The organism is Salinispira sp., from assembly GCF_059431795.1.
On sequence record NZ_JBXWXS010000031.1, the window covers coordinates 192,119 to 215,945 of the forward strand.

Annotated in this window: 28 protein-coding genes and 2 tRNA genes; 5 read left to right on the forward strand and 25 right to left on the reverse strand. The window is 48.5% G+C overall.

What is annotated here, in order from left to right; translation table 11 throughout:
* Positions 1-9: 9 nt before the first annotated feature.
* The 10 genes from mltG to AC52PS_RS10755 all read right to left on the reverse strand — a co-directional run bounded on the left by mltG (position 10) and on the right by AC52PS_RS10755 (position 9,030).
* Complete coding sequence (mltG, locus tag AC52PS_RS10710; RefSeq protein ID WP_495563060.1) at positions 10-1,038, reverse strand: endolytic transglycosylase MltG; 1,029 nt, start codon at positions 1,036-1,038, stop codon at positions 10-12.
* A gap of 90 nt (positions 1,039-1,128) precedes the next feature.
* Positions 1,129-5,145, reverse strand: a complete 4,017-nt coding sequence (locus AC52PS_RS10715; protein ID WP_495563061.1) for a T9SS type B sorting domain-containing protein — start codon at positions 5,143-5,145, stop codon at positions 1,129-1,131.
* Between the two features lie 41 nt (positions 5,146-5,186).
* Positions 5,187-5,387, reverse strand: a complete 201-nt coding sequence (locus AC52PS_RS10720) for a hypothetical protein (protein ID WP_495563062.1) — start codon at positions 5,385-5,387, stop codon at positions 5,187-5,189.
* Entirely contained in the window at positions 5,384-6,346 is a 963-nt protein-coding gene (locus tag AC52PS_RS10725; protein ID WP_495563063.1) for an MBL fold metallo-hydrolase, read from the reverse strand. Before AC52PS_RS10725 ends, AC52PS_RS10720 begins: the two co-directional genes overlap by 4 nt.
* A 7-nt stretch (positions 6,347-6,353) precedes the next feature.
* Entirely contained in the window at positions 6,354-6,809 is a 456-nt protein-coding gene (locus tag AC52PS_RS10730) for a YkgJ family cysteine cluster protein (RefSeq protein WP_495563064.1), read from the reverse strand.
* 159 nt (positions 6,810-6,968) lie between these two features.
* Positions 6,969-7,050 (reverse strand) — tRNA-Tyr (locus AC52PS_RS10735).
* A 66-nt stretch (positions 7,051-7,116) separates the two neighbouring features.
* A tRNA-Thr gene (locus tag AC52PS_RS10740) sits at positions 7,117-7,190 on the reverse strand.
* 169 nt (positions 7,191-7,359) lie between these two features.
* Positions 7,360-8,160: a type I methionyl aminopeptidase gene (gene map / locus AC52PS_RS10745; protein ID WP_495563065.1), complete on the reverse strand. Its 801-nt coding sequence runs from the start codon at positions 8,158-8,160 to the stop codon at positions 7,360-7,362.
* The gene (locus tag AC52PS_RS10750) at positions 8,153-8,566 is read right to left on the reverse strand and encodes a chorismate mutase (RefSeq protein ID WP_495563066.1); all 414 of its coding nucleotides are present in this window, start codon (positions 8,564-8,566) and stop codon (positions 8,153-8,155) included. Before AC52PS_RS10750 ends, map begins: the two co-directional genes overlap by 8 nt.
* Before the next feature lie 86 nt (positions 8,567-8,652).
* Positions 8,653-9,030, reverse strand: coding sequence for a hypothetical protein (locus AC52PS_RS10755; protein ID WP_495563067.1), 378 nt, complete (start codon positions 9,028-9,030; stop codon positions 8,653-8,655).
* Positions 9,031-9,121: 91 nt separating this feature from the next.
* Here AC52PS_RS10755 and AC52PS_RS10760 point away from each other — a divergent pair, with 91 nt between their 5' ends.
* Entirely contained in the window at positions 9,122-10,054 is a 933-nt protein-coding gene (locus AC52PS_RS10760; RefSeq protein ID WP_495563068.1) for a hypothetical protein, read from the forward strand.
* A gap of 1 nt (position 10,055) precedes the next feature.
* A complete protein-coding gene (locus AC52PS_RS10765) occupies positions 10,056-10,550 on the forward strand; it encodes an HIT family protein (protein ID WP_495563069.1) in 495 nt (164 codons plus the stop codon).
* Positions 10,551-10,635: 85 nt separating this feature from the next.
* Here the strand turns inward: AC52PS_RS10765 and AC52PS_RS10770 are convergent, their stop codons facing one another.
* Together AC52PS_RS10770 and AC52PS_RS10775 are read right to left on the reverse strand one after the other, a co-directional pair.
* The gene (locus AC52PS_RS10770) at positions 10,636-12,519 is read right to left on the reverse strand and encodes a DUF5312 family protein (RefSeq protein WP_495563070.1); all 1,884 of its coding nucleotides are present in this window, start codon (positions 12,517-12,519) and stop codon (positions 10,636-10,638) included.
* The gene (locus AC52PS_RS10775) at positions 12,500-13,222 is read right to left on the reverse strand and encodes a thiamine diphosphokinase (RefSeq protein WP_495563071.1); all 723 of its coding nucleotides are present in this window, start codon (positions 13,220-13,222) and stop codon (positions 12,500-12,502) included. The genes AC52PS_RS10770 and AC52PS_RS10775 overlap by 20 nt, the downstream gene beginning before the upstream one ends.
* 276 nt (positions 13,223-13,498) lie before the next feature.
* Here AC52PS_RS10775 and AC52PS_RS10780 point away from each other — a divergent pair, with 276 nt between their 5' ends.
* The gene (locus tag AC52PS_RS10780) at positions 13,499-14,371 is read left to right on the forward strand and encodes a flagellin N-terminal helical domain-containing protein (protein WP_495563072.1); all 873 of its coding nucleotides are present in this window, start codon (positions 13,499-13,501) and stop codon (positions 14,369-14,371) included.
* Positions 14,372-14,445: 74 nt separating this feature from the next.
* The gene (locus AC52PS_RS10785) at positions 14,446-15,855 is read left to right on the forward strand and encodes a CCA tRNA nucleotidyltransferase (RefSeq protein WP_495563073.1); all 1,410 of its coding nucleotides are present in this window, start codon (positions 14,446-14,448) and stop codon (positions 15,853-15,855) included.
* A gap of 91 nt (positions 15,856-15,946) precedes the next feature.
* Here the strand turns inward: AC52PS_RS10785 and rnc are convergent, their stop codons facing one another.
* From rnc to coaD, 4 genes are all read right to left on the reverse strand, one after another.
* A complete protein-coding gene (rnc, locus tag AC52PS_RS10790) occupies positions 15,947-16,696 on the reverse strand; it encodes a ribonuclease III (RefSeq protein ID WP_495563074.1) in 750 nt (249 codons plus the stop codon).
* Positions 16,697-16,698: 2 nt separating this feature from the next.
* Positions 16,699-16,938: an acyl carrier protein gene (acpP, locus tag AC52PS_RS10795; RefSeq protein ID WP_024268050.1), complete on the reverse strand. Its 240-nt coding sequence runs from the start codon at positions 16,936-16,938 to the stop codon at positions 16,699-16,701.
* Between the two features lie 96 nt (positions 16,939-17,034).
* Positions 17,035-17,223, reverse strand: a complete 189-nt coding sequence (rpmF, locus tag AC52PS_RS10800; RefSeq protein WP_081719535.1) for a 50S ribosomal protein L32 — start codon at positions 17,221-17,223, stop codon at positions 17,035-17,037.
* Positions 17,224-17,365: 142 nt separating this feature from the next.
* Positions 17,366-17,854 (reverse strand): pantetheine-phosphate adenylyltransferase, encoded by a 489-nt coding sequence (gene coaD / locus AC52PS_RS10805; RefSeq protein WP_495563075.1) that lies wholly within the window; start codon positions 17,852-17,854, stop codon positions 17,366-17,368.
* A gap of 67 nt (positions 17,855-17,921) precedes the next feature.
* Here coaD and AC52PS_RS10810 point away from each other — a divergent pair, with 67 nt between their 5' ends.
* Positions 17,922-18,719, forward strand: coding sequence for a hypothetical protein (locus AC52PS_RS10810; RefSeq protein WP_495563076.1), 798 nt, complete (start codon positions 17,922-17,924; stop codon positions 18,717-18,719).
* A gap of 24 nt (positions 18,720-18,743) precedes the next feature.
* Here AC52PS_RS10810 and AC52PS_RS10815 read toward each other — a convergent pair whose 3' ends face one another.
* The 9 genes from AC52PS_RS10815 to AC52PS_RS10855 are packed head-to-tail and all read right to left on the reverse strand — an operon-like array spanning position 18,744 to position 23,813.
* On the reverse strand, positions 18,744-18,908 hold the full coding sequence (locus tag AC52PS_RS10815; protein ID WP_495563077.1) for a hypothetical protein: 165 nt from the start codon (positions 18,906-18,908) through the stop codon (positions 18,744-18,746).
* Between the two features lie 14 nt (positions 18,909-18,922).
* Positions 18,923-19,294 carry a YraN family protein gene (locus AC52PS_RS10820; protein WP_495563078.1) on the reverse strand — a complete coding sequence of 124 codons (372 nt, stop codon included), beginning with the start codon at positions 19,292-19,294 and terminating at the stop codon, positions 18,923-18,925.
* 53 nt (positions 19,295-19,347) lie between these two features.
* Positions 19,348-20,457 carry an HD-GYP domain-containing protein gene (locus AC52PS_RS10825; protein WP_495563079.1) on the reverse strand — a complete coding sequence of 370 codons (1,110 nt, stop codon included), beginning with the start codon at positions 20,455-20,457 and terminating at the stop codon, positions 19,348-19,350.
* A gap of 35 nt (positions 20,458-20,492) precedes the next feature.
* Positions 20,493-20,795, reverse strand: coding sequence for an EscU/YscU/HrcU family type III secretion system export apparatus switch protein (locus AC52PS_RS10830; protein ID WP_495563080.1), 303 nt, complete (start codon positions 20,793-20,795; stop codon positions 20,493-20,495).
* Positions 20,796-20,817: 22 nt separating this feature from the next.
* Positions 20,818-21,966: a hypothetical protein gene (locus AC52PS_RS10835; protein WP_495563081.1), complete on the reverse strand. Its 1,149-nt coding sequence runs from the start codon at positions 21,964-21,966 to the stop codon at positions 20,818-20,820.
* A gap of 12 nt (positions 21,967-21,978) precedes the next feature.
* Positions 21,979-22,344, reverse strand: a complete 366-nt coding sequence (gene rplS, locus AC52PS_RS10840; protein ID WP_495563082.1) for a 50S ribosomal protein L19 — start codon at positions 22,342-22,344, stop codon at positions 21,979-21,981.
* Positions 22,331-23,080, reverse strand: a complete 750-nt coding sequence (gene trmD, locus AC52PS_RS10845; RefSeq protein ID WP_495563083.1) for a tRNA (guanosine(37)-N1)-methyltransferase TrmD — start codon at positions 23,078-23,080, stop codon at positions 22,331-22,333. Before trmD ends, rplS begins: the two co-directional genes overlap by 14 nt.
* Entirely contained in the window at positions 23,077-23,580 is a 504-nt protein-coding gene (gene rimM / locus AC52PS_RS10850) for a ribosome maturation factor RimM (RefSeq protein WP_495563084.1), read from the reverse strand. The genes trmD and rimM overlap by 4 nt, the downstream gene beginning before the upstream one ends.
* Positions 23,580-23,813 carry a KH domain-containing protein gene (locus tag AC52PS_RS10855; RefSeq protein WP_495563139.1) on the reverse strand — a complete coding sequence of 78 codons (234 nt, stop codon included), beginning with the start codon at positions 23,811-23,813 and terminating at the stop codon, positions 23,580-23,582. The genes rimM and AC52PS_RS10855 overlap by 1 nt, the downstream gene beginning before the upstream one ends.
* Between the last annotated feature and the right edge of the window lie 14 nt (positions 23,814-23,827).

Here is a 23,827-nt window from a genome sequence, read left to right on the forward strand (position 1 = left end):
TTTCGCCACCTAGTTTAATTTCACATAATAGAACTCGGAAGCAAGTTGATGATCTTCATAGGATTCGGAAAAAACATGCCGACCCGCAGTGGGGCTTTCCAGAACAAAAAACAGATAGTCTGTTTCCGCAGGAACAAATGCCGCAGAGAGTGACACCATGCCCACACTTGAAATGGGAGCCGGAGGAAGTCCAGCTCGGTAATAGGTATTGAACTCATTGGGACGTTCGAGATCCGTAAAATATATCCTGTTGGGATGCTCCAACCCTTCTATTTCCGTCATTACATAGACAACGGTGGCACAGGACTCAAGACGCATTCCCCGTTCCAGTCGGTTGTAAAATACAGAAGCCATGACCGGAGCCTCATCGTCTGCCAGATATTCCCGTTCAACTATGGATGCCAGGATAATCTTCTCATACAATTCCTGTTGGCTCAGGCTCTTATAATCCGGATATATTTCGGCCAGTTTATCATAAAACACCGAAACCATATGCTCAACTATTTTATCCGCAGGAAAATCCTCTGCAAAATTATACGTTTCCGGAAATAGAAACCCCTCTGCGGTCTCTCCGTAGATTCCCAGGCTCCGTACCAGCTGCCGGTCGGTTGCCGCATCTACAAACTCATCTGAATTACTGATCCCCGCGTCTTCAAGTATATCTGCCACCTGCCGAATGGTTTTACCTTCTGGTATTGTCACCTGGATAAGATGTTGCCGGCCGGAGCTTAAATAGTTGATTACTTCCACGGCATTTAATCCCGCCGGAATTACATATGAGCCCTTTTGAACACCCCGGTCTGAAGAAGTCAGCCGGCTGTACACTTGAAGAACCGCCGCTGAAGGGATCATTCCCCTGCCTTCCAAACGCATGGCGACGGAATTAAAACTTTCACCGGAATATACCGTGAAGTCCCGGGCTACATTATCGGGGACCTGAGTAATATATATGCTTCGATATGCAAAAAAACCCGATACAGCTCCTGCTATAATAACTGTAATCAGAAGTGCAGCGAGAATATGTGCGACTTTTTTCAATATTTTCACCTCTTTGGTGTGTAATCATGGATATGAAAAGCGGCAGCAGAATGGTTCTTCCGCCACCACTTTTTCCCATATCTAACATAATCATCGGATGAGGATGAATTCAACCCTTCTGTTTTTCCATCGGTTCTCTTCATCGGAAAACGGCACCAGAGGAATAGTTCCACCCTTTCCAACAACATCAACCCGATCCGGATCCATGCCCCTTTCTACCAGCTGATCCTTTACGGCTTGTGCCCGACCTGTGGAAAGGGGCTGTAGTTCCTCCACCTCTTCCCGTTCGGTTCCACTGATATTGTTTGCATGTCCCTCGATTACAATTCTGTACTGGGGATATTTTGAGAACACTTCAATCAGCCGATCAATGATAGCCTCATTTCTCTGTCCAACTGCTGTCGGCCCCCCGACAATAATTCTCGGACTGTTGGGCTCAAATGTAATATTGGATATGGCAACCTTGTAGTTATTTCCATCCTTAATTACAAGTATATCAATAGGAATGATACCTTCGCTCCTGCTCTGATTGCCCAGCCTGTCGATACTTTCAAACTCGTACCGGTAATCCTCTGCAGAAATAACCCGTTCACCATCATCGCTGAGACCATCCCAGAGAATGTCTTCTTCAGGAGCACCATCGGAAGAGAACTCTTTGAAGAGATTGCCTACACGATCGTAGATGCCCAGCCTCCAACCGGCAATTCCCGCAGGATCTTCTGAATCAAGATCAATGGTGAGCACATCTGCAATACCGTCACCGTCGGGGCTGAAGGGAATAGGATTCACCCGTACTGTCTGGTCGGGCCCGCTGTTATCTACCCTGAACAGAGAACTCTTGGCCTGAGGATTATCTCCCTTGGTGTACAGTACTGAGAACTGGGCGTACATCTGGCCCTCCACGATCTCGCCTGCCTCGTTCCGGCCGTCGAATCTGATCTCTTCTTGTTCATCCAGACTGTTGCCCCCGTAATCAACAATACGATTGCCGCCTTCCCCGTAAATGGTCAACGCCCATGTATCGATACCTTCGGTGATATTTGTATAGAGACCGATATCCAAATTGTCTTTAAACCCGTCCCCGTTGGGACTGATGCCGTTTTCGCTGAGTGTAAGAAACACTGAAGTATTCCTGCTGTCCAACTCGATTCCTTCAATACTCTTTTGGGCCACATTGCCTGCAGGATCTTCAACACGGATTTCATACCGGTACTCTCCGTTTGGAGCAAGGTTCCCAAACTCATCCAGTCCGTCCCAGGTAAGATCTTCAATATTTCCTTCCCAGAAATAACTGCGTACAACCTCCCCCGCGGAATCAAGGATTCTGGCTTCAAACAGCTCCTCGGGATTGGAACGCTGTCTGATGGTAATAGCATCCTTACTCTCATCACCATTGGGGCTGAAAATCAGATAATCGCTTTCGAGTGATATATCCGGGTACACGGTATCAAGCTCAAAGCTTCGGGTTTGTGCAGAGCCGATGCTGCGGTTTCTCAGTTCCACTTCAAGCCGTGCAATGTAAAGAGAATCTTCAACTGGTCTGCCCTGATCATCCCTTCCGTCCCAGCTTACGGTTTCAGGCACCTCACCATTTCCGGAGATACTGCGAACCGCTTCGCCGTCCACATTCTGAATAATGAACCGGTAGCTGTCCACCTGATCATTATTGCTGACCCGTGTGGTGAATTCCTGAATATCCTTGCTTCCGTCTCCGTTGGGAGAGAATGCATCGTATCCTGCATTGACCAGGACTTCTGCGTCAGAAGTATCCAGAGTAAAATTCCGGCTGGCCACCTCCACACTGTTTCCAGCTCTATCACGGGATTGGATGACATAACGGTAGTCCCCATCCGGTGCAAGGGCACCATCGCTGTCCCGGCCGTCCCAGGTGAGTTCAAAATCCGCCCTGCCCCGAAAGCTGTATTCTTTCACAGCAGAATTTTCTTCTGCAGCAATAATTCGGGCTTCCCAGAGCTGTTCTTCAGAGGATTCCTGAAAAATAGTGAGTACATCGCTGCGGTTGTCGTTGTTGGGTGAAAAGAGATCGGATTCAAGCTCTATGCTGATTTCCGGCGCAGTAACATCAAGGTTGAACCATGGACTCAAGGCCCTGGGGGTGTTACCGCTGAAATATTCGAGGATAAAACGGGCCCGATACCTACCTTCGGGAAGCACTTCACCATCTTGTCCCCGTCCATCAAACTCCACCCGGGCTGCGGGAGCACCCTGACCATCGAGGCTTGTAACCTGTTGTTCCCGATCATCGAGAATTTCGATAGACCAGTTCCGGATGCCCTCTCGGCTCTCAGGGATGGGCAGAAGTGTAAGGCTGTCTTTAACATCATCACCGTTGGGTGAGAAGTAGGAATCTGCAAGGTCTATCCGCACCGGTGAAACCACAGAATTGATGATAATGTTATTTACTTCCGCCCGGTTTTCGTTCCCTGCACGGTCCCGGCTCACCACATCATAGCTATATACTCCATCGGGCAGCCGGTTGCCTTCATCAGAAAAACCGTCCCAGGTAAGCTGTTCCAGAGCTGCTTCCTGGATGGTATTGGTCCATACAGGATTGCCTGCGGCATCAGATATGGTTTGCTGCCATAGCTGTTCACTGCTCCCCGTTTGGGGAATCTGAAGTACATCCTTGTTTCCATCGTTATTCGGTGAAAATATCTTTTCCTGTACGCTCAGTTCTGAGATTTCAATTTCGGGCTTCATGGTATCGATAATCACCTGTGAAGGCGACAGTTCGGTCCGGTTCCCAAGAACATCCACTGCGGTGATTGAAAATTGATAGCTTCCGTCATCAAGCACATCGCCGGTGTCATTCTTTCCGCTGATAAGAATGGAATCGGGAATGGTTGCAGTTCTGCTTCCCTGGAGCACTTCCTGCACCAGGCCGTACAATCCCTGCTCTGCAACCGGCTCGATTTCCCATGATTGGGTAAACAAGGTTTCCCCGCCGCTGCTGAGACTGATTTTCATCAGAGAAACACCGGATGGATCCACAACCTCAAGGGGCTGAGCCCAGTTATCCTGTCTTCCGTCATTGTTGGGAGACAAATAAATCTCATCCGGGATATCCAGTGTGATTTCCGGTCCATCCCTGTCCACCCGCTTAAGGGGCATGGCAGCGCCCACGGAAAAGGCAGTATGCCCCGGATATGGGGAATACAGTGATGTGGTAATATCCAGATCCGGATGAGCCCGGTTGAACATTGAGTAGCTCAACGAAATCCTCGGCAGAAGGCTGGAATTCTGATACTGATCGTTAATCTGCTGACCGATATCCATTCCCCAGGAGAGTGAGAGAGCCAAACGCTCCCGGAACTCCAGACTGGACTGGAGGTTAAACATAAAATCTCGCATCCCAGGAAATGCAAGAAGGACTCCGTTGCTCAAGGTGAAATTATCACTCAGTCGGATGCGGCCGTGTACGCCGCCTCTGAGGGTAAAAGGGCTCCGATAAAATGCACCGCCCGGGGTGGTCATTTCTTTGCCGAGATTGGTGAAAGCAGCATTCCATCTGAATGAATTAAAAGGCCCCAATGCCCCGAGATTCTGTGTAACACCAAGTTTTCCGCTCAGCGTCCAGTCAGTACCATCAGGTCCTTGACTCAGACCGGTCTCAAGACCGACACCTAAAAGGAAGCTGTCCCGAAAACTATTTGACCAGCCGGCATGGAGGCGGGCTGCAGTTCCAGTGTTTGCCAGGGTGGTTGCAAGACTCTGAAATTCAAGACCTCCGTTGATCTGACCACTGGCAATGGGAATATTGGACCATACAGACGCCCGATGACCGCTGTAGCCGTTGCCGCCCCCTTCGATCACTCCGGTGTAGCCCCCTTCAATAACCGGCACCCCCAGAGGATTAAAAACCGCCGGGTTCAGCAGCATGTACGAGGGCAGTTCCTGTGGAAAGCGTACGTTGGAGCCGGCCGTAAGGCCGGATGCGCCTTCCCAAATGGAAAAGTTGTATTCTGCGTTCTCCGACGGTATATCGCTTAGCTCGGCGTTTTGAGCCCATATACCGACAGCTGTGAATATCAGCAGTAGAGTGGCCAGTACGGTAATCCTGCAACTGCTCATTTTTGTGTTTCTCATAATTTTCCTCACAAACTGCATTTTTTCGGCAATATTGGAATTTATTCTTTCACTTCATCAAATTCATATCCCCTGTTATACAGAGTTTCAAGCATTTCAAACTGTTCAATGGAAAGATGGTTACAGAGTTTCCTGGAAATCCTTTCCCTCAGTCCCGATAGTTCAGAATTGCTGCCATTTTCCAATTCAAGGGTCAGATACAGCCCCACAATTTCCCGGGAGCTGAGCTGCAGGCTAATCATGGTATATCTATCTCCATTCCTTCCTTGGCCAGTTGAATATCCAAATCGGGATAGTTCTGTCGTTCTGCGTACCAGCGTGCGTTTCGCAGATTGTTGTACAGGCGTTTATCGCCGTATTGGGGTTCATGGTGAAATAATAGCAGGGTCTTCACTCCCCAGGCATTGGCAAAATCCACCCCTATACTGAAGCTGGAGTGTCCCCAGTTGAATTTCTCTATTGCTTCACCCAGGGTGTACATTGTATCCAGGATCAGGACATCAGGGTTGGCAAAAAACGTACCGTGGCGGGAATTTTTTGCAAAATCTCCTTCGCTCAACTCATAATCGGTGGCAATGATCACCGAGGCGTCTCCTTCGGTGACTCTGTAGGCATATGCATTTCCCGGATGATTGATATCGTGCCATTCCACTATTGCGCCATGTATTTCCATGCGCCTGTTTCCCCGATGATCGCTTCTCAACACCTGAAAATGCTGGTTTGGAGTCATTTTTTCTTCCATTGTCACAGGAAAAAACGGGTGTTGCATATGGTCCTTAAGATTATATTCCACATCCGGTTCTGGGCTGTAAAAATGGATGCTATTTGCTGGATTATAGGCCTGGGAGAAGAACGGGAGACCCTGAAGATGATCATAATGAAAGTGGGAAAAAAACAGATGAAAATCCTGGATTTCCGGTTCCTGGGTTCGCATCCTTTGGGAAAAAGGAATAATCCCGGTACCCGCATCGAATATGAGACAGGTTCCGTCGGATAATCTTACTTCAATACATGGAGTATTACCCCCGGGGGGATTCCACATCCAGTCCGGAAGCGAAGCGAGAAAGCGCTCACGGTTCTCGTTACTGGTAATATCCTCCGGCCGCACCCGTTGAACGATACTCTTCACCCGATCCCTGAATTGGTCAGGTGTTATTGGATGGGGGTGAGACCCCCGCGCGCCCCAAATCCGAATCTTCATATGTTGCTCAACCTCTTTCTGTAAGGGGAGAATTTCTTCTGGCCCGTAGCCATTCCTCGATCTCTTCTCTGCTGTGATGTGCCCCCGCATTGATTCCCGGGCATTCATTTTCAAGGCTGTCCCATTCCTGCTTCGATTCCATGTGGCGTTCCCAGAAAGGATATGCTCTACATTGCAGAGGACGTGCCTCGTATACGCTGCAGCCGCCGTCTTTCCAGAATATACAGTCAAAATTTTCCTGCTCTTTCAGACTGATGCGTTTTGCGACGGAAAAATTCACCACGGTACAATATCTTTGAATGAATTCCTTTCTGCGTAGAGAAAAATGCATTCTGAGCGAACGGATATCCTCCTCTGAAAGAAAAACATACCCTGAGTCATGGCGACAGCACCGGGAACATCTGGTACAGGTGAAATTCACTCCAGGCGAGTACCACGGTTCTTTCATTGCATCCTCCCCCATTGCTTCTAATGTATCCGGGATTGGGAAAAAATACAAACCGGGAATTTCTTCTCCGTGAGGCTGGCTGGGGTAAAGCGTTCCCCATGAGGCTGGCTGGGGTAAAGCGGGGGAAAGAACACAAAAAAGCCCACCACACAAATATATGTGTGATGGGCTTTATGGGGAGTGCAGGATTCGAACCTGCGAAGGCTGAGCCAACAGATTTACAGTCTGCCCCCTTTGACCGCTCGGGAAACTCCCCAAAGACAGAATGCTTTTTAGCATAGCTATTCAGTTTGTGCAATAGCATTTTTTCAGCACCTGTTAAAGCCGACTGTCGGATTCGAACCGACGACCCCGAGATTACAAGTCACGTGCTCTGGCCAGCTGAGCTAAGTCGGCATGAGCGCTCCAAAAGCGCTATGGGGAATGAAAATATCCGACTAAGAAATTTTTGTCAACCGTTTTCGGGACGGAAAATTATCGGCCGCAGGAGGATTTAGTGAAGGCTTGGAGTCTATCACTCAGATGCTTCAGTCAGATCCCTCTCTCAGACACTCAGATCCCTCGCTCAGAAGGGGGGAGATTCAAGAATATCTTTGATAGCAAGGCCGGGTAGGCTGAGTATCCGGATACCATCTTCCGAAACAGCGCAGGTGAGCTCGAACTGGGCTGTGGGTTGGCGATCCCGGGTCGAGTAACTGATGCCGTCATAATTCAGCTCAACATCTGCCTCACCCAGGGTAATAACAGGTTCAATATTCAGCACCATCCCTTTCTCCACCGGCCAGCCGAATCCGGGGCGGTTTGTGTAAGGAATTAATGGCGCTTCGTGAAGTTCCTGGCCGATGCTGTGACCGCAGAATGTGTTAACCACCTGTCCTCCAAGCCGTTCAGCACTGTTGATTACATGGCTGCCCAATGTACCTATGGGTATGCCGGGTTTCAGCGCAAGGCAGCCGGTCATACATGCCTGCCATGCTGCCCGAATGAGCCTTCTCTCAGTGACATTCAGCGGCGGAATCCCGAATGTCCATGCCATATCCCCATACCAGCCGTCATTGATTATCGCAATATCCACCGTAACAAGATCTCCGGGGCGAAACTTCCGGTCATCCGGAAGACCGTGGGCAGCCACCTCATTTACAGACACGGATATATCGGCCTGAAAATCCCGGTATCCGCGAAGCGCTGTTTTTGCGCCGGTATTATTGAGCTGGTTCAGGACAAAACTTTGCAATTGGAGTCCTGTTCGCCCGGGACCGATAATCGTATTAATATCCTGAAACACCCCATAGAGAATTTCTGCAGTTTTTGCCAGCTGCCGCACCTGAAATTCTGCTTTGGCAGGAGCTTTTCGTGATTTACCCATCAACACCCGACCCGTGAAACATATCCTTGCGAAGCACCTCCGCTCCATATAAATATACGGGTTTTGGAGAGTGTTCGCCAGAAGTATAGTAGGTAAGCAATACTCTGAGGGTCATGGGTAGACTTCCGGGATATCGCGGTTCAAGGCTGCAGAAAAGGGGGGCTCTTGCAATGCTGTCGCCTACCATGCCTTTTCGCGCGGCGGCGGCGGCATTGAGGAAGTCAATATCCTCAGTTTGGCTGAAGAAGATATGCACAATACTCCCGGAGTCAACACGGTTTTTTTTGAACAAGGTATCGAGCAGCTCACCCATGCGTCGGATCATGTGATCGCTATCAATGTCGGTGAGTGTAACAGCGCCCCGCACACTTACAATACGGGAACCATCTGATTCTTTTTTCATCATAGTAAACTCCGGGGAAGTGCTGAAATCGGGGAAGAACAACCATGTCCGGATTCTTCACCGAATATGAAGATCCTGAAGATGGTGTATCATCCCAGACCTGCGCTGAGATCCTGTATCAACAGAGATCCGGCAGAAAGCAGTATATTGATTACTAGTGCAAACAGAGCGGAAAACAGTCTATGAAGAGGCACCCGTTTCCGCCTGTATATCCAATACATAAGAAATACAAGATAATACAGAGAGACCACAAAGCCCACAATGCTCACTGTTTGAATCATACTGAGTATAAACAGCTGGGTTTCCTCCATGAAACTTTGGAAGTTTCCCAAAATATACATCATACTGGCAATTATCGCCGAGCTGAGCAGAAACACAGTCCCCCCTTCAAGGATGTGCAAAGTCCTCAGGAGGAAGTGATGGGTGATGCTGTTTTTAAATCGCTTTAGGTCCACTGATGTTTTCATTGCTTACTTATTAAAATATATGCTTTAATGGAAGTGAAGCGCAACCAGGGAAGTCGAATTCAATAATATTGCCTCAGGGGTGTATTCTTTTATGAAAGGTTTTGTTATATCGCTCATTATTCTGATCATTGCCGGTGCCGCGGTCTTTTTCCTCGGCTGGGTTCAATTCCACGTGGACGATGACGAATATGTGGTTTTATTCAGCAAGACCCAGGGCTGGGAGCAGGATACCGTGTATCCCGGTACGTTTGTGTGGCGATGGGAGGGAATTTTCCCCACCATGCTCAGCAGATATCATTTTCCCCGCAGGATTATTTCGCTGGAGGCCGAACATTCGGGTAGGCTCCCGGCCGCACAGCTTTACGGCGAACTTATGCCCAGGGAACCCTCCTTTGCATACAGCCTTGAAAGCAGCCTGAGCTTCGAACTCAAACCTGATATGCTTCCCCGGCTTGCAGAAGAGTCCGGTCTCAGACCCGAGGGTGTAGACGCTTACACCGCACAGCTTCAGTCAGCCATTGAAGGTAAATTTTCCCAGTACATTGCCCGCATTGTGCAAGAGTCAGCCCCGCCAGCAGATGCCGGGGAGAGCGACGAAAGCGTTCAATCCACCGATTCGGATCTGGGAGAGATTCTGCTGGAAAGCGGTGAGATCCAGAAAAAACTCTCAGAACAGATCAGAGAGGATATCCCTGAAATTAACCTTATACGTTTCCGAATCCATAGGCTTGAACTTCCGGACATGGAACTGTATGCCGCTGCCAGGGAACGCTACAGAAGCATTTCTTCCGCTGAAAATTCTGCCCGGGAACAGGCCGCAGGTGAAATTGCACGGATTCAGCTAATCAGCCAGGCGAGAAAAGAGAGCTTGGAAGAACTGGGGAATCTCTTGGATTCCCATCCAAGCCTGATGGATTATCTTTCTCTGGTGGCCAGTTCAGGCAATGACCCGTTGGGGCTCGCGCCCATGTTCCAGGAAGTTCTCGGTGAGGTTCCCGCAACCCCGGCAGCAGGAGTACAGTAGGATGGGAGGGTATTTTCTCAACTTCGATAAGCTGGATTATGTACGGGGGCCTAAATATGAAGGCTGCATCCTCTGCGGCCTCAGAGATGGAGAGGAATCTCTTGTGGATCTCACCGTGCATAGGGGAGATCATTTTCTTGTGAGCGTGAACCTCTATCCGTATAATCCGGGACACATCCTGATCTACCCCCGGCGTCACATAGTTGATATACGTGAGCTGAGCGCCGAAGAATACCGAGAACTGGAAAGAACTCAATCCGCATTTTTGAATCTTCTGGACGACCTTCAATCTCCTTCAGGATATAATATCGGGTACAACATGGGCACTGTAGCCGGGGGTTCAATCGACCATCTTCATCTTCATATTATTCCGCGATATGAGCGGGAGGTAGGCATAGCCGACCTGATTGCGGGTCGAAGAGTGCTGATCGAGTCTCCGTATGACACTTGTGAGCGGATTATCGAGCGTAAAGAACAGGGTGAATATGATCTATGAGAATTTAACCGTCTCGTACGATAGGTAATCCCCTCCCCTGTATCACCTGCACCCACTTCTTATCTGCAGTCGTTGTGGATTCTAACTAAATGTGAGCTTCATCTTCCAGCTGCCGCTCGTAGAATAGAATTTTCTGAATTGATGATACCTCACTCATCATAGTCTCAAGTCGTTTCCGCAAATGACCGCTGCCGGAGGAACTCAGTGACTGAAATCTGTCGTTCAGATTTTCAAGCTGGGCGTCGTGTATTTTATCCAGAAGCTGATCCAACGTGTGAAGCTGATCGGCTCCCTTATCCAGATACCCTCTTACCTCCTTGTCCTTCTGGGCAACCACCACACGATATGCTTTCAGTTGGGTCAAATCCTTTTCCGCAGCATAGCGGAGCCGGTAAAAGCTTTTTCCCTCATCGGAAAGTGGAGAAAAGCTGTAATCGAAGGTCCTGATAGATTCAAGGAGATCCTCGAGTGCTGCTATAGAGAGGATAAGACGAGATCCATAGTCCCGGAACCGCTCCGGGAGAATACGGGCCAGGACCCTCAACGCCTCTAAATGCACCCTTTCAAAACGATAAACCAAAAAGTGATACAAAGTTCCTATGCTGTCCACATATCTGAATACCGGAAGTTTTACATTTGATGATGATATTACAGAGCGCCGGTAGAATTCAAAATCCTGCATGTTTTTCGGGAATATCCGCTCCTTTTTCTTTCTGATAACCTCCCGACGCACGTTCGAAAACTGCTCATCAAGCTCGCTGAGTACTTTTAATCTGAGTGCAGAAAGATAAAAATCCTTAATATTCAAATTCGGCGCGTACGCTATGAACCGGTAGTATGGGTTTTTCCGGAAAAACCGAATAATATTTCCCAGCTGAGCCTTTTGCCAGAATTGTTCAACCGCACCGGCTATCTCTTTAAAGAGCTTCTTTTGTTCAAACCCTCCAGTGCTGCTGGAAAAATCTCCGGAATCCGGTGATGCAGCTGTTTTTACCCCATTCCCATACTCTGATCCGACTGAATCGGGAGGAGACATCTCGTTGTCAAATGGACTCTCCGGGGCATCCTCAACTACAGTGGGTTGAATTCCGGAACTGTCCTCCTCAACTGCGGAAAAATACATAAACACTTCTTCATGCATGCTGCTAACAGCCTGAGCTCTCCGCGCGGCATACAAGGCGTAGTACAGGTGCTCCAATTGTTCCAGCATTGGGTCAGCTTTCGCTGCATGAAATTCAATTCTGCCACCGGAAACCGCTGAATGAATATCAACCTGAAATGCGTTAAAAAAATGGGTAAAATCGAATAACACAAGCTCCTTATAATAGTACAGAGGGAATATTCCATCCTCAATTTCCCGGAATACTTCCGGAGGGATATTTTCAAGATAGATATCTATCCGTTTCAGCAACTCCCGCTTTAGAGATTCTTTGCTTTCAAACTTCTCAAAATAATCCTGCAGCTCCTGGAAGGTCATGAAACGGAAAATGCTGGACTTGGCATTGGGGACCCTTCGCTCTAGAATAAATTCAACCAGCCCCTGAAGCGTATCGGGGGCCTTCCAGAAACGTCGGAAGATATTGATCAGTGGAAGAATCTGGATATACAGGGCATACACCAGTTCAGCAAAAGCAGGCTCCAGCCATCTTCCCTCGAGCTGCACGAGATCATGGCCCTTGTTTTGCAAGCGCCTGAAAATATGTTCAATTTTCATCCCTACAAACAGTTCCTGTTCAGTCTTGGACGAGAAGAGCTTTTTAAAAAAGAGCACAATTCTCTGCCAAAGCCCCAGTTTACGGATATCCGCCAGAATGCGCGCAGCCTGGTCTTCATCGTCGGACTTACCGTGATATATGGAAGATTCGCTGTCGGAATTCAACTGTAGACTCTTCTGGATTCTCGACAGAAGAACTCTTCGTTCGCCCTCCGGCAGCGCCTGGGCTAATTCTCTAACTGTGTGTGCGGCCATGGTTTCTCCAGATTTGGGTACACTGATCAAGCAGCAGGTGGAGTTCAGGTTCCTTATTCCATTCTGCTTCCTGTGGCAGAGGACGGATGAAAAGGAAGCGTCCTTCACGCACAGATACCTGAATTGTAGAGAAAATCGTGGAATTACTCAAACTTATCTGTCCGGGTTTCCATTCGATTGAATTTAAATTCCACTGCAGACCGTCGCTGGTTATTCTCCACGGTCCACTTCCCACAGGGAGAATGGAGACGGTGGATCTCACAGGAAGATTCAGCTCCTGTTTACCTCGGAGGGGAAAAATTTCCGAATCTCCGGTAATCCAGTAATCGGGATAAAGTTCCCCGTCGAACAGTCGGATATTAGCCATGAGATGATCGATTCGCCCCGCACCGCCCCCTGCCAATACGGTAAATCCGCCGGGAGCCCAAAGGCTCTTAACCATTTTCAGAGCCAGTTCCGAATCACTGTAATCCTTATCTTCCTCAAATTCAGAAATGCTGATATCCGAGCCCTTCATCTGCTCAAGATGAGTCTCGGAAACCGAATCCATGTCACCCAGAAAGTAATCAGGCCGGATACCGGCGGCAAGAGCGGTATCTGCTCCACTATCCGCAGCCACACAGATATCACTGCGATTATTGAGAAAGCGTAATACTTCTTTCGGGGGTGAGGCACCTCCGGTAATAATCAGACTGATGCTCATACATAACCTCCGGATTCAACCCGCTGAACTATCTGTAAAATTACACACAATACCCCGAAGCATGAAGTCCGGAGCATTCACATGGCCGTATGTGGAGTATACGAAGGACTGTCGGGGGAGCACAAGAATGCACGGACCAATATTTTTTCCAATTCCCTCATAAAAATGCTTTAGTGTTTTTCCTATGTGCCGAACATCTAATCAGGAAATACCGACAAGGATGTCGGTTCCACGCTTCCTCTAAGGAAGTGATAAACAACAATCACGGAGGATTGTATGATTATCAATCACAACCTGAGCGCAATGTTCGCTCATCGTCAGAACAAGTTTAACAATATCGATATGGAAAAGAATATCGAGAAACTTTCTTCTGGTGAACGTATTAATCGGGCGGGCGACGATGCCTCCGGACTGGCTGTTTCTGAAAAGATGCGGGCGCAGATCCGCGGCTTGAACCAGGCTGACCGGAACGCAGCGGACGGCATTTCTCTTATCCAGACTACAGAAGGATATCTCCAAGAAACCGGTGATATTCTCCAGCGGGTACGTGAACTGGCAGTTCAGTCATCCAACGGTGTGTACAGTGCAGAGGACCGTATGCAAATCCAGGTTGAGGTAAGTCAGCTTGTTGACGAAATCAACCGGGTGGCGAGCCATGCTCAGTTCAACGGCATGAATCTCCTCACAGGACGTTTTGCACAGGAAACCGGCGTGAACGCGGTTACCGCAAGCATGTGGTTTCACATTGGAGCCAACATGGATCAGCGGGAGCGTGTGTACATCGGTACCATGACCGCACAGGGTCTGGGTCTCCAGAGCACAGCCGGCCTCCCCCACAGCGCAAGCTTCATTAGCATATCCAACCCCGATGCGGCAAACAGCGTAATCGGTATGGTGGACACGGCAATGAAGAAGGTTAACAAGCAACGCGCCGACCTGGGTGCCTACCAGAACCGTCTGGAAATGGCCCGCCAGGGTATTACCATAGGTGCTGAAAACCTGCAGGCTGCTGAAAGCCGCATCCGCGATACGGATATGGCAGAAGAGATGGTTCAGTTCGTTAAGAACCAGATTCTCACCCAGAGCTCACAGGCCATGCTTGCCCAGGCGAACCAGAAGAACCAGAGTGTTCTCCAGCTTCTTCAGTAATTTTTTACCGAAGGAAATCAGGAAAACCGGCTCCCATCTTTATGGGACCGGTTTTTTTTTGTATAGTCTGTTGGGTGAAAACCTACATACCAAAAAACCTTTACAGTATTGAACGCATATTCCGGGCAGCGGGTCACGAGTTATATCTGGTCGGAGGTGCGGTGCGGAATATCGTGCTGGGACGTCCACCCGAGGATTGGGATTTAGCCAGCGATGCACAGCCTCAAACGATTATGAAGCTTTTCCATCATGTCATACCCACAGGGATTCAGCATGGAACGGTAACCATTCGCTTCAAAGGGGAGAACTACGAGGTCACTACCTACCGAATTGACGGTAGCTACAGTGACTCCCGCAGACCCGACAGTGTGGAATATACTTCAAACATTTATGAGGATTTGAAGCGTAGAGATTTTACCATCAATGCCATGGCCTACAACCTTCGTACTCATCAGCTTCTTGACCCCCACGGCGGGAAGCAGGATCTTAAAAGCGGCATTATCAGAACGGTGGGAGACCCTCTTCTCAGGTTTTCAGAAGATGGGTTACGGATTATCCGGGGAATCCGATTTGCCTCTGCCCTCAATTTTTCAATTGAGGATGAAACGTTCATTGGAATGCGTTCCCGCCTGGACTTCATCAATCAGGTATCTGTTGAGCGGATCCGGGATGAATTTAATAAAATATTGTTTTCCCCCCGGCCCAGCAGGGGATTAGCCGTCGCCGAAGAGCTGGGCGTACTTGAATTGTTCCTCCCTGAACTTCACGGCTGTAGGAATTTTTCACAGGACAGCATGCCGGGTTCCCGGGATCTTTTTGATCATCTTCTCTGTTGTTGCGATTATGCACCTGTTCACAGTCTTGAAATCCGATTTGCTGCCCTGCTTCACGACATAGGAAAGCCCGGGACGCAGAGCGAAACACCCGGAGGGGAAATCTCGTATCCCGGTCATGAAAAACGCTCTGCGGAAATGGCCAGCATTATCTGCAATAGACTTAAATATCCCAGAGCTTTTGAAAAAAAGGTGCACCATCTCATCGTTCATCATATGTTTCAGGTTCGGGGAGAAGACTCAGATAAAAGCATCAGGCGCTTTATGAGCCGTGTGGGACGGGATAGCATCTTAGATCTCCTTGATCTCAAGACGGCAGATATTGCAGGCAAATCCGGTCCATTCCATGATCAGCGGCAGGACGGCAGCCCCCTCCAGCCCCCCGTGGTTTCCTGGCTGAATGAGATGCGAAAACGGGTGGGAACATTGCTGCAGGAACAGTCTGCCCTCTCCATTGCCGATTTGGATATAAACGGCAACATTCTTCATGAGAACGCAGGAATCCCTAAGTCCAGAGAAATGAAACAAGTGCTGGAGTATTTACTTGAAGCGGTACTGGATGATCCTTCAATGAACAATCGTGGACAATTACTGACTCTTGCTGCTAATTACTACATGGAAAGAATAATGCCTCTGAAAGAAGATAATTGATAATCAGAAAGCGGCGGAACTGCGTATGCGCTGCAGTACCGCCGGATCAACGCTCATATCCAGTCTGTTTATGTGTACTGATGTTGAGGAATCAGGTATCTGGATGAAAATGTCTGTAGGCAAGTTCTGCGGCCTTTTGTTCGGCCTCTTTTTTATTCCGACCCTTGCCGGGGCCGAAACTGTCCTCCAGAACCTGAACCTCCATCCAGAATACCTTTGCGTGGTCGGGGCCTGTCTTTTTGACCAGCTGATATCGTGGGTACACCTTGTGATGTTTCTGCAGATATTCCTGAAGCAGGGTTTTGTAATCTTTCCGGTGCCTGTTTTCCAGCACTTTATTTATTTCAGGTACAAAATACCTGAGAATAAATTTTTTGGCTGATTTAAAACCCGAATCGAGAAAAAGTGCGCCGATAACGGCTTCCAGAGCATCCGCAAGAATCGCTTTTTTTGAGCGCCCTCCGGAGTACTCCTCCCCTTTTCCAATGAGTATAAAATTATCGATCTTCAGGTAGCGCGCGATATCCGCCAGGCTGTCTTCTGAAACCACAAAGGATTTTATCTTTGCCAGCCGCCCCTCTTCCTCTTCAGGCAGCAGCTGATAAAGATATTCAGCTACGACAAGCCCGAGAACCGAATCCCCGAGGAATTCGAGCTTCTCGTTATTGGCAACATCGGACCGGCTTTCATTCGCATAGGAGCGGTGAGAAAAAGCAAGGTTCAGAAGATCTTGTCTTCTGAACCTTGTTCCAGCATGTCTTTCAAACAGCTGCAGCTCTTTTTTCCGTTCCGGCGAAATCAACGGAGCCCGTTGAGCCTCACCATCTTTGGGAAAGATCACTCTTAGCCATTCTGCTGTGACTGGATAAAATCAAGAGCGTCTTTTACGGTTTCGAATTCGTTTGCTTTTTCGTCAGGGATGGTAATTCCCATCTCTTCTTCGATGGCGTATACCAGCTCGTATGTATCGAGACTGTCAGCACCAAGATCCTGCCGAAAGGAAGATTCTGGTGTAATCTTGCTTTCTTCTACTTCCAGCTTATCCGCAATGAGTTTCTTCATCTTCTCGAACAGTTCGTCCATGGAACCCTCCATAATTTGTTGCTTTGATCATGCCGTCCCCGGTGAATCATATTTGATTTCCGGGGTTCAGCGCAATCATGTAACCGGATTCACGGTTTAGGAAAGTGTATCCGGTTCAATTACTTGTTTGCCTCGGTAAAAACCGCATTTAGGACATACACGATGAGGCATCTTTTTGGCGCCGCAGTTATCGCATTCAACGAGATTCGCAACCGTAAGCTTCCGGTTGATTGAATGATGTCTGCGTGTCCTGGCCTTTGATGCCCGTTTCTTGGGTACAGCCATAGTAACTCATCCTCACTTATTATTTAATTCATGAGAACTTACATGATGGTGTACCTTTTGTCAAGTTAACTTGAACGATGTTCAATTTACCCTGAATGACCGCATCATGTAAATACAAAAACACAAAATAATCGAATTAGATTCAGGAATTTTTACCCGAGAAGCGTTCGGTTACCTGCCCAATTATCGGTCCTGGAACCATTGAAGTAATGTCCCCTCCAAGCCGTACCAGTTCGCGGATTGCTGAGGAGCGGAGAACAAAATACTGGGGGTCGGTGGGCATAAAGAGGGTTTCAACCCGGGCGTTCAGTCCTTTATTCATCATGGACAATTCGAACTCATAATTAAAATCCGCCAGTGCCCGCACGCCCCTCAAGAGCACTTTGGCACCGATTTTATCGGCAAACTCCACAATAAGACGGTCCCAGAGATGCACATATACGTTATCAAAATCCTCGGTGAGGGTTTTGATCATTTGGAAGCGTTCCTCCGCGGTAAATGCATAATTTTTTTGAGGATTCACTGCGATTACCACGTGAATTTCATCGAATACTTCCATGGCCCGATGAATAATATTCAGATGTCCGTGGGTGGGCGGATCGAATGATCCGGGAAATAACGCTTTTTTCATACCCGCTAATCATAGGTTCAATGCCCGCTATGGTCAAGAAAATGTTTGCATAGTACTATTGAAGATAATGCAGAGTTTCCGTCTCCGGCTGCGGCCGCCACGAGCTTCCCACAGCGACTCCTCCCCGGTTCATCTTTTCCTTTTCTCCCGCTGCATGGTGTATGCTGCAGTCCTGTGCTTTTTCTGTTCTGCCTTTTCTCTCAACGCGCAGGTTGAGGATATTCAGTGGATACCCCTGGAAGTGCCCCAGCTTTCCCGGGAGGAGGTTATGTGGATCGATGCCGCCACCGACATTTCCCGGGATACCTCTCCGATGTACAATCAGGCTCTGGATTATCTGGCCAGGCAGGCTGCAGACGGCGTCATCAGCGCCGGTGACAGGGTGAGCATATCTTTAATACAACGGATCGCTCTGAGCCCCTACAGACGGGTCTCAGCGGGTTCCTCGCCCCGGGGAGCCGACGTTCCGCAGCGGATCAAAGCTATTGAAATTCTTGAATTTATCGGCGGAGAGTACAGCCTCAGTGCAGCGGATAATATTCTGGAATTGGAGGGGGATCCTGTGGTACTCCGGCAGCTTTTCCGGGTATATGAAGAAATTGCCCCTCCTTTTAACGAGTTACGAAGCGAATATTTCACCCGACATCTTCAAAACGCACTTTTGCGCCACCGAGACGGGGCCCTGATCGACAGTATTCTCGCCGCCGTGCGTTCCATGCATGAAAGGACATGGTCCATGAAGAGCGAGCAGTTGTTTGAACAGATACTTGGGGTAATGGAAAGAGGAACCAGCCGCCGACAAAAATACGCCGCACTATCGCTGGCTGAATTAATTGCCGGAATTGAGATTCAAAAACGATTTTAAGATGCCGTATAACGGCCTTTGCTGTTATTTGGACTGGGTCTCATTCTGCTGCGTACGGCTGTAGTACTCCTCGGTAAGATTTCCTGCAATTCGCTGCACCGCATACTGCAGATACCTTGGGTCCCGGATTTTCTCTTTGAGAACTTCCAGCCGTGAATCCCGGTCCTTAAAGACAATTCGATCTTCCATGATCTTCCTATTCCTTAAGGAGCAGTTGAAAAGAATTGGATTTTACCAGTGGAAATAATGACAAGCGCCAGATACACCCGAAGTTGAGTAAAGTCTGAGGATCTGCATTCCCTTGCATACCATTCAAGACTTCTGCGAATTCGCCGCAGCTGTTTGCGGCTCACGATTCCAGGCATCCAGTGGTCATCAAAACTCCATCGGGTTTTGACTTCAACCGCCCAGAGGCATCCTTGCCTCTCACATATAATATCGACCTCCCCCCACGGAGAGTTGATGTTTTGTTCAAGAATTTTCCAGCCACGCTTTCCGAGAAATCCCGCACACATACGCTCACCCAGAATACCTATTGCAGAACTCGAAGAATTTCGAAAACGATGATTGTTCATCGAATTCACTACTGGTAGAAAGAGAGCACTGCTTGAATGAATGGCGGACTATTTCAGCTTTTTTCCTGTACCGTCTTGGGGTCCACCGCCTTTGCAATGAATATTTTTGTGGACTCCGCCAGATCGATTATTTCTCCATCATCCTGGAAATGTGCGGTTCCTTCTTCATCAATCATGACTTTAATTCGGGGGCGAAGGGGAGCATCGGGCTTGTGTTTCACCACCCTTCCAATACAGGAATTATTGAGGAGTACTATTGATCCGATTGGATAAATTCCCAGGGTTCGGATAAAAATTTTCAGAATATCCGGGTCGAATCGACGTCCGTTATCACTGAGTATGGTGCGCATGGCGGTGTACCCGATCATTGCATTTCTGTGGGGCCGTTCGCTTACCATGGCCTCAAAGGCATCTGCAACGGAGATTATTCGTGCATGTAATGAAATTGCGTTTCCCTTTAAATTTTTCGGATACCCCTGCCCGTCCCAGCGCTCCTGGTGCTGCATGGCGGGAATTCCCACATCTTCAGAAAAACCAATTTCCTTGGTAATAATACGGTAGGAATGGACAGGATGGGTGCGGATCTGCTGAAGCTCGTCCTTACTCAATTTCCCTTTTTTATTTCTGATTTCCACAGGAATCCTCAGCATGCCACAGTCCCGCAGGAGGGCGCTGGCGGCCAATTGATGAATTTTATGGGAAACCAGATTCATCTCCTGCCCGATAAGGATGGATAAAATTGTGGCGTTCACCGCATTTTCCGCGGAATTGGATTCACCCTGCTTACCGTACAGGATGTACTGTATTACATCTTCCTTATGTTCCTGAAGAAGCTCCAAAATCTTATCTATAAGGTCTTTGATATCTATGCTGTCGGGTGGAGTTCTGTTTTCTATATCTGTCATGAACTCAGCATATTTCTGAGAATAGCGTGTGTAGAGTTTGGTTACCTCTTTCTGTGAAGGGGATGTGAAAGCCATCTGGATCATTCCGTGAAAGCCCTTGGGTTCATCTTCAGTGTCTTCACTGATTTGTTCGCCCTCTGTCTGGACTGCCGGGATTTTCCAGCGCTTCAGCCGCTGGATGTCCTTTTCCTTCAGGGGAACCTTGGCGGGAACAATGATATTATCAGCGTCCATATACAGCGGTTCGGTAAATTTCATTCCAGCTTCTAAACTATCTACGGAAATTTCCTTCATCAACGACCCTTTCTATCTATTTTTTGTACAAACCGGAATAATTCAGCCGTTATTTCATAGCAGCTCTCCGGTATTATCTGGCCCACATCCAGATGAATAAGCATCCCGGACACAGTACTGTCTTTTATTATCGGCACATCAGCCAATTCTGCTGAGGCCAGGATTTTATCCGCAAGATATCCGCTTCCCCGGGCGAGAATAAGGGGGGCGGGCAAATCCCTTCGATAGTAGAGAGCCACTGCCTGCCGTTTCCCGGTCCGCCCGGATGCTCTTCCGTAAAAGGGTCGTATATCTTGGTACATGTAACCAGTCCCCAAATCAAAATCAATCGGAACTTCGTCGGATAAAAATATTTTCCATTCCGCTGCTGAGAGAAAATCCATCAGAATCCATAAGCTCTGATAATTCCATCACCTCATTAAAAGTAAATCCTTTGAGAGTTTTTTTCAATTGATCTTTAATGAATGACACGTTTTTTGCGGGGTAAACGTGTTCAGATGCAACGAATCCCTCCGATTCTCCCGGAAATTGAAAATACATGGTGCCCCGTTCATTTTCATACCAGGCAAAAAACCATTCCCCCACCCGCACACTTACAGCCTCATCTTTATCGGCAGAATTATATCGCAGAAAGCCCCGCTGTTCAGGATTATCCCGATTGGCCAGAGGGATGATCATCCAGGCCGCATTTTTTGAAACACCGGATCTGCTTCCCGTTCCAACACCGGCAGAAGACGCATTGAATTGTTGAACCAAATTCCACAGTTCTTCATCCCGGCTCTCCTGATGCCTCTCTCCATCCTTTCCGGAATATTCACCTCCCTGGGAATTCTCCCGGGAATGATTCCCGGATCCATGTTCGCCGCCTGATTCAGATTTTTCACCTCCCGATCTTCCAGCATCGGGTTCGGTATGACGGATTTCCGGCAACACCCCCATTGCCCGAAGAAACATTTTTAGCTGATCATCGGAAAAACTCAGTCCCTTATCCTGCATGATGCTGACGAACCGGGCGGCTTCAAGCAATTTCGGAAATGCAATTCCCGGCAGTTGCCGAGGTTCCCTTGGCTCGCCGGAATTTGATATCTGGGGATACAACCACTGAAGCTGAAGGTAAAGCTGTCGGAAGGCTCCCGCCTGGAACGGCCGCTGTTGCTGCACCATTTGTCCCAGAATGATTCTGCTGAGCAGATTATCGGGTACGTCTGCTTTCTCCCGGTATTGCTGGATAAGATGGGGTACACCCGAAGCATCGGTGGATGTACGCTGGATCTGGAGAATTGTGTCAGGTCCGATCTGCCTGAACTGTCCCTGATACTGCTTTCCCGGAGTCAGGTCCAGGGCTGTACGGGCTGTTATGCCCTTACCGTCAAGGTTTAAACGAAAAAGGCCAGGGGATATCCTGGCCGTAACAGTAAAAACTGTTTGAGAAAACTGATTGTTCGGCGGTAGACCGCCTGCAGCGGCTGCCATTGGGGTGCCCCCCTATGCTTCCTTGGCTGCAGATTTTTTCTTGATAAGCTCCCGAACTTTGGCGGCTTTACCTCTGCGGCTGCGCAGATAATACAGCTTGGAACGGCGTACCCGTCCCCGTCGAGCCATTTCTATCTTCTCAATTCTCGGGGAATGAAGGGGAAAAACCCTCTCCACACCCACACCGTAGGACATTTTCCGTACAGTGAAGGTTTCCGATGCACCGGAATTATTCCGGGCAATTACTGTACCTTCATATACCTGCGTACGCTCAGTTTTTCCCTCAACAATCCGGTAATGTACTTTTACCGTATCGCCGATATGAAATTCCGCAACATCACGAATTTGTTCGCTCTCAATTGCTTTAATCAGATCCATGATCATCCTCCTGCTCTATTTCAGAAAGAAGCTTTTCATCTTCCTTTGATAATTTCCGGTTCCTCAAGAGATCCGGGCGGTTTCTCAGGGTCTTTTTTAAGCCCTGTATGCGCCGCCATATGCGGATCTTTTCATGATGTCCTGAAAGAAGAACCGGAGGGACAGATCTGCCCCTGAATTCCTCAGGACGGGTGTAGTGGGGATACTCAAGCACCCCGTCTTCATGACTTTCCTCAAGCAGCGATTCGCTGTTGATTACACCGTCAAGAAGCCGGTACACCGCATCAATGATTACCAGACTTCCCACCTCTCCGGAGGAAAGCACATAATCACCCACTGAAATTTCTTCGTCAACATATTCATCAATAATACGCTGATCCAACCCTTCATACCGTCCACAGATAAATATAAGTTCATCCATCTGTGCAAGTTCCAGAGCTTTTTCCTGGTTGAACTGAGTACCCGAAGGGCTTGGATACACAATTCGTCTTGAGGGGCTTCCACCCGACTCAAGGGCGGCGTCTAACGCTCCGGCAATGGGTTCGCATTTAAGAACCATCCCCGCTCCGCCTCCGTAGGGATAGGAATCCGCAGTATGATGTTTATCTTCCGCGTAATCCCGGAAATTGATCACCTTGTAATCAATCAACCCCCGCTCAACGGTCTTGGCCATTATTGAACTCTGGAAAAACCCTTCAATTATTTCAGGGAATAATGTCAGAATTTTCAGTTTCATTCAAGAATCCAATCCACAAGTAATTCAATCTGCTTCCGGTCAATGTCAACCGTTCCGATAAACTTGCTTTGAAAAGGAATTTGAACCACTTCTCCATTTTTCCGTTCACATTCAAACATGTGGCAGTTACCGTTATTCCAGACCGACTTAACTTCTGCAATTTCCTCAGCCTGATACAGGATTTTGCAGCCTGTCAGATCGGCATAATAGAACTCACCGTCTTTTTTCCTGGAAGCCCGGCTTCTTTCGGCCAGCACTTCAGCTCCCCGGAATTTCCCCGCCTGTTCCGGCGTGTGCACATCTTCAAATGCTATAATCAGATTGGGCAATGCGCCTCTTACCGACTGCACCTGGGTTTCGATCTCGCGATTGGCAATTTTCAACCACACCGTTGAGAGCGACTTAAAATGGGCATCTTCTCCGGAAAGGCTCTGCACCTTCACTTCTCCCCGCACACCGTGGGGTGCGAGAACACGGCCGATTACCAGTCGGGGATTCATCAGTCCAAAATTTCCAGAACAACCCGCTTACCGGTCTTGGATGCTGTGGCATTCAGGAGTGTCCGGACAGCTTTTGCAATCCGACCATTCTTCCCTATTACCTTACCGATATCATCCGCGGCAACTCGGAGTTCAAGAATCGTGGATTTTTCACCTTCGATTACATTTACTTCGACGTTCTCCGGTTCATCAACCAGGGACTTGGCTACATATTCTACAAAATCTCGTTCCATCAGCATCTCTCCTC

Coding starts and splice junctions, on each gene's coding strand:
- rimM (WP_495563084.1), bottom strand. CDS start 23,580: ATGAATCCCCGACTGGTAATCGGCCGTGTTCTCGCACCCCACGGTGTG.
- AC52PS_RS10725 (WP_495563063.1), bottom strand. CDS start 6,346: ATGAAGATTCGGATTTGGGGCGCGCGGGGGTCTCACCCCCATCCAATA.
- acpP (WP_024268050.1), bottom strand. CDS start 16,938: ATGGACGAACTGTTCGAGAAGATGAAGAAACTCATTGCGGATAAGCTG.
- AC52PS_RS10755 (WP_495563067.1), bottom strand. CDS start 9,030: ATGAAAACATCAGTGGACCTAAAGCGATTTAAAAACAGCATCACCCAT.
- AC52PS_RS10815 (WP_495563077.1), bottom strand. CDS start 18,908: ATGGAAGATCGAATTGTCTTTAAGGACCGGGATTCACGGCTGGAAGTT.
- AC52PS_RS10760 (WP_495563068.1), top strand. CDS start 9,122: ATGAAAGGTTTTGTTATATCGCTCATTATTCTGATCATTGCCGGTGCC.
- AC52PS_RS10775 (WP_495563071.1), bottom strand. CDS start 13,222: ATGAGCATCAGTCTGATTATTACCGGAGGTGCCTCACCCCCGAAAGAA.
- AC52PS_RS10730 (WP_495563064.1), bottom strand. CDS start 6,809: ATGGGGGAGGATGCAATGAAAGAACCGTGGTACTCGCCTGGAGTGAAT.
- trmD (WP_495563083.1), bottom strand. CDS start 23,080: ATGAAACTGAAAATTCTGACATTATTCCCTGAAATAATTGAAGGGTTT.
- AC52PS_RS10780 (WP_495563072.1), top strand. CDS start 13,499: ATGATTATCAATCACAACCTGAGCGCAATGTTCGCTCATCGTCAGAAC.
- rplS (WP_495563082.1), bottom strand. CDS start 22,344: ATGGATCTGATTAAAGCAATTGAGAGCGAACAAATTCGTGATGTTGCG.
- AC52PS_RS10835 (WP_495563081.1), bottom strand. CDS start 21,966: ATGGCAGCCGCTGCAGGCGGTCTACCGCCGAACAATCAGTTTTCTCAA.
- AC52PS_RS10820 (WP_495563078.1), bottom strand. CDS start 19,294: ATGAACAATCATCGTTTTCGAAATTCTTCGAGTTCTGCAATAGGTATT.
- rpmF (WP_081719535.1), bottom strand. CDS start 17,223: ATGGCTGTACCCAAGAAACGGGCATCAAAGGCCAGGACACGCAGACAT.
- AC52PS_RS10855 (WP_495563139.1), bottom strand. CDS start 23,813: ATGGAACGAGATTTTGTAGAATATGTAGCCAAGTCCCTGGTTGATGAA.
- AC52PS_RS10720 (WP_495563062.1), bottom strand. CDS start 5,387: ATGATTAGCCTGCAGCTCAGCTCCCGGGAAATTGTGGGGCTGTATCTG.
- AC52PS_RS10750 (WP_495563066.1), bottom strand. CDS start 8,566: ATGATGAAAAAAGAATCAGATGGTTCCCGTATTGTAAGTGTGCGGGGC.
- AC52PS_RS10810 (WP_495563076.1), top strand. CDS start 17,922: ATGCAGAGTTTCCGTCTCCGGCTGCGGCCGCCACGAGCTTCCCACAGC.
- AC52PS_RS10830 (WP_495563080.1), bottom strand. CDS start 20,795: ATGTACCAAGATATACGACCCTTTTACGGAAGAGCATCCGGGCGGACC.
- map (WP_495563065.1), bottom strand. CDS start 8,160: ATGGGTAAATCACGAAAAGCTCCTGCCAAAGCAGAATTTCAGGTGCGG.
- AC52PS_RS10715 (WP_495563061.1), bottom strand. CDS start 5,145: ATGAGAAACACAAAAATGAGCAGTTGCAGGATTACCGTACTGGCCACT.
- AC52PS_RS10770 (WP_495563070.1), bottom strand. CDS start 12,519: ATGGCCGCACACACAGTTAGAGAATTAGCCCAGGCGCTGCCGGAGGGC.
- AC52PS_RS10765 (WP_495563069.1), top strand. CDS start 10,056: ATGGGAGGGTATTTTCTCAACTTCGATAAGCTGGATTATGTACGGGGG.
- AC52PS_RS10825 (WP_495563079.1), bottom strand. CDS start 20,457: ATGAAATTTACCGAACCGCTGTATATGGACGCTGATAATATCATTGTT.
- coaD (WP_495563075.1), bottom strand. CDS start 17,854: ATGAAAAAAGCGTTATTTCCCGGATCATTCGATCCGCCCACCCACGGA.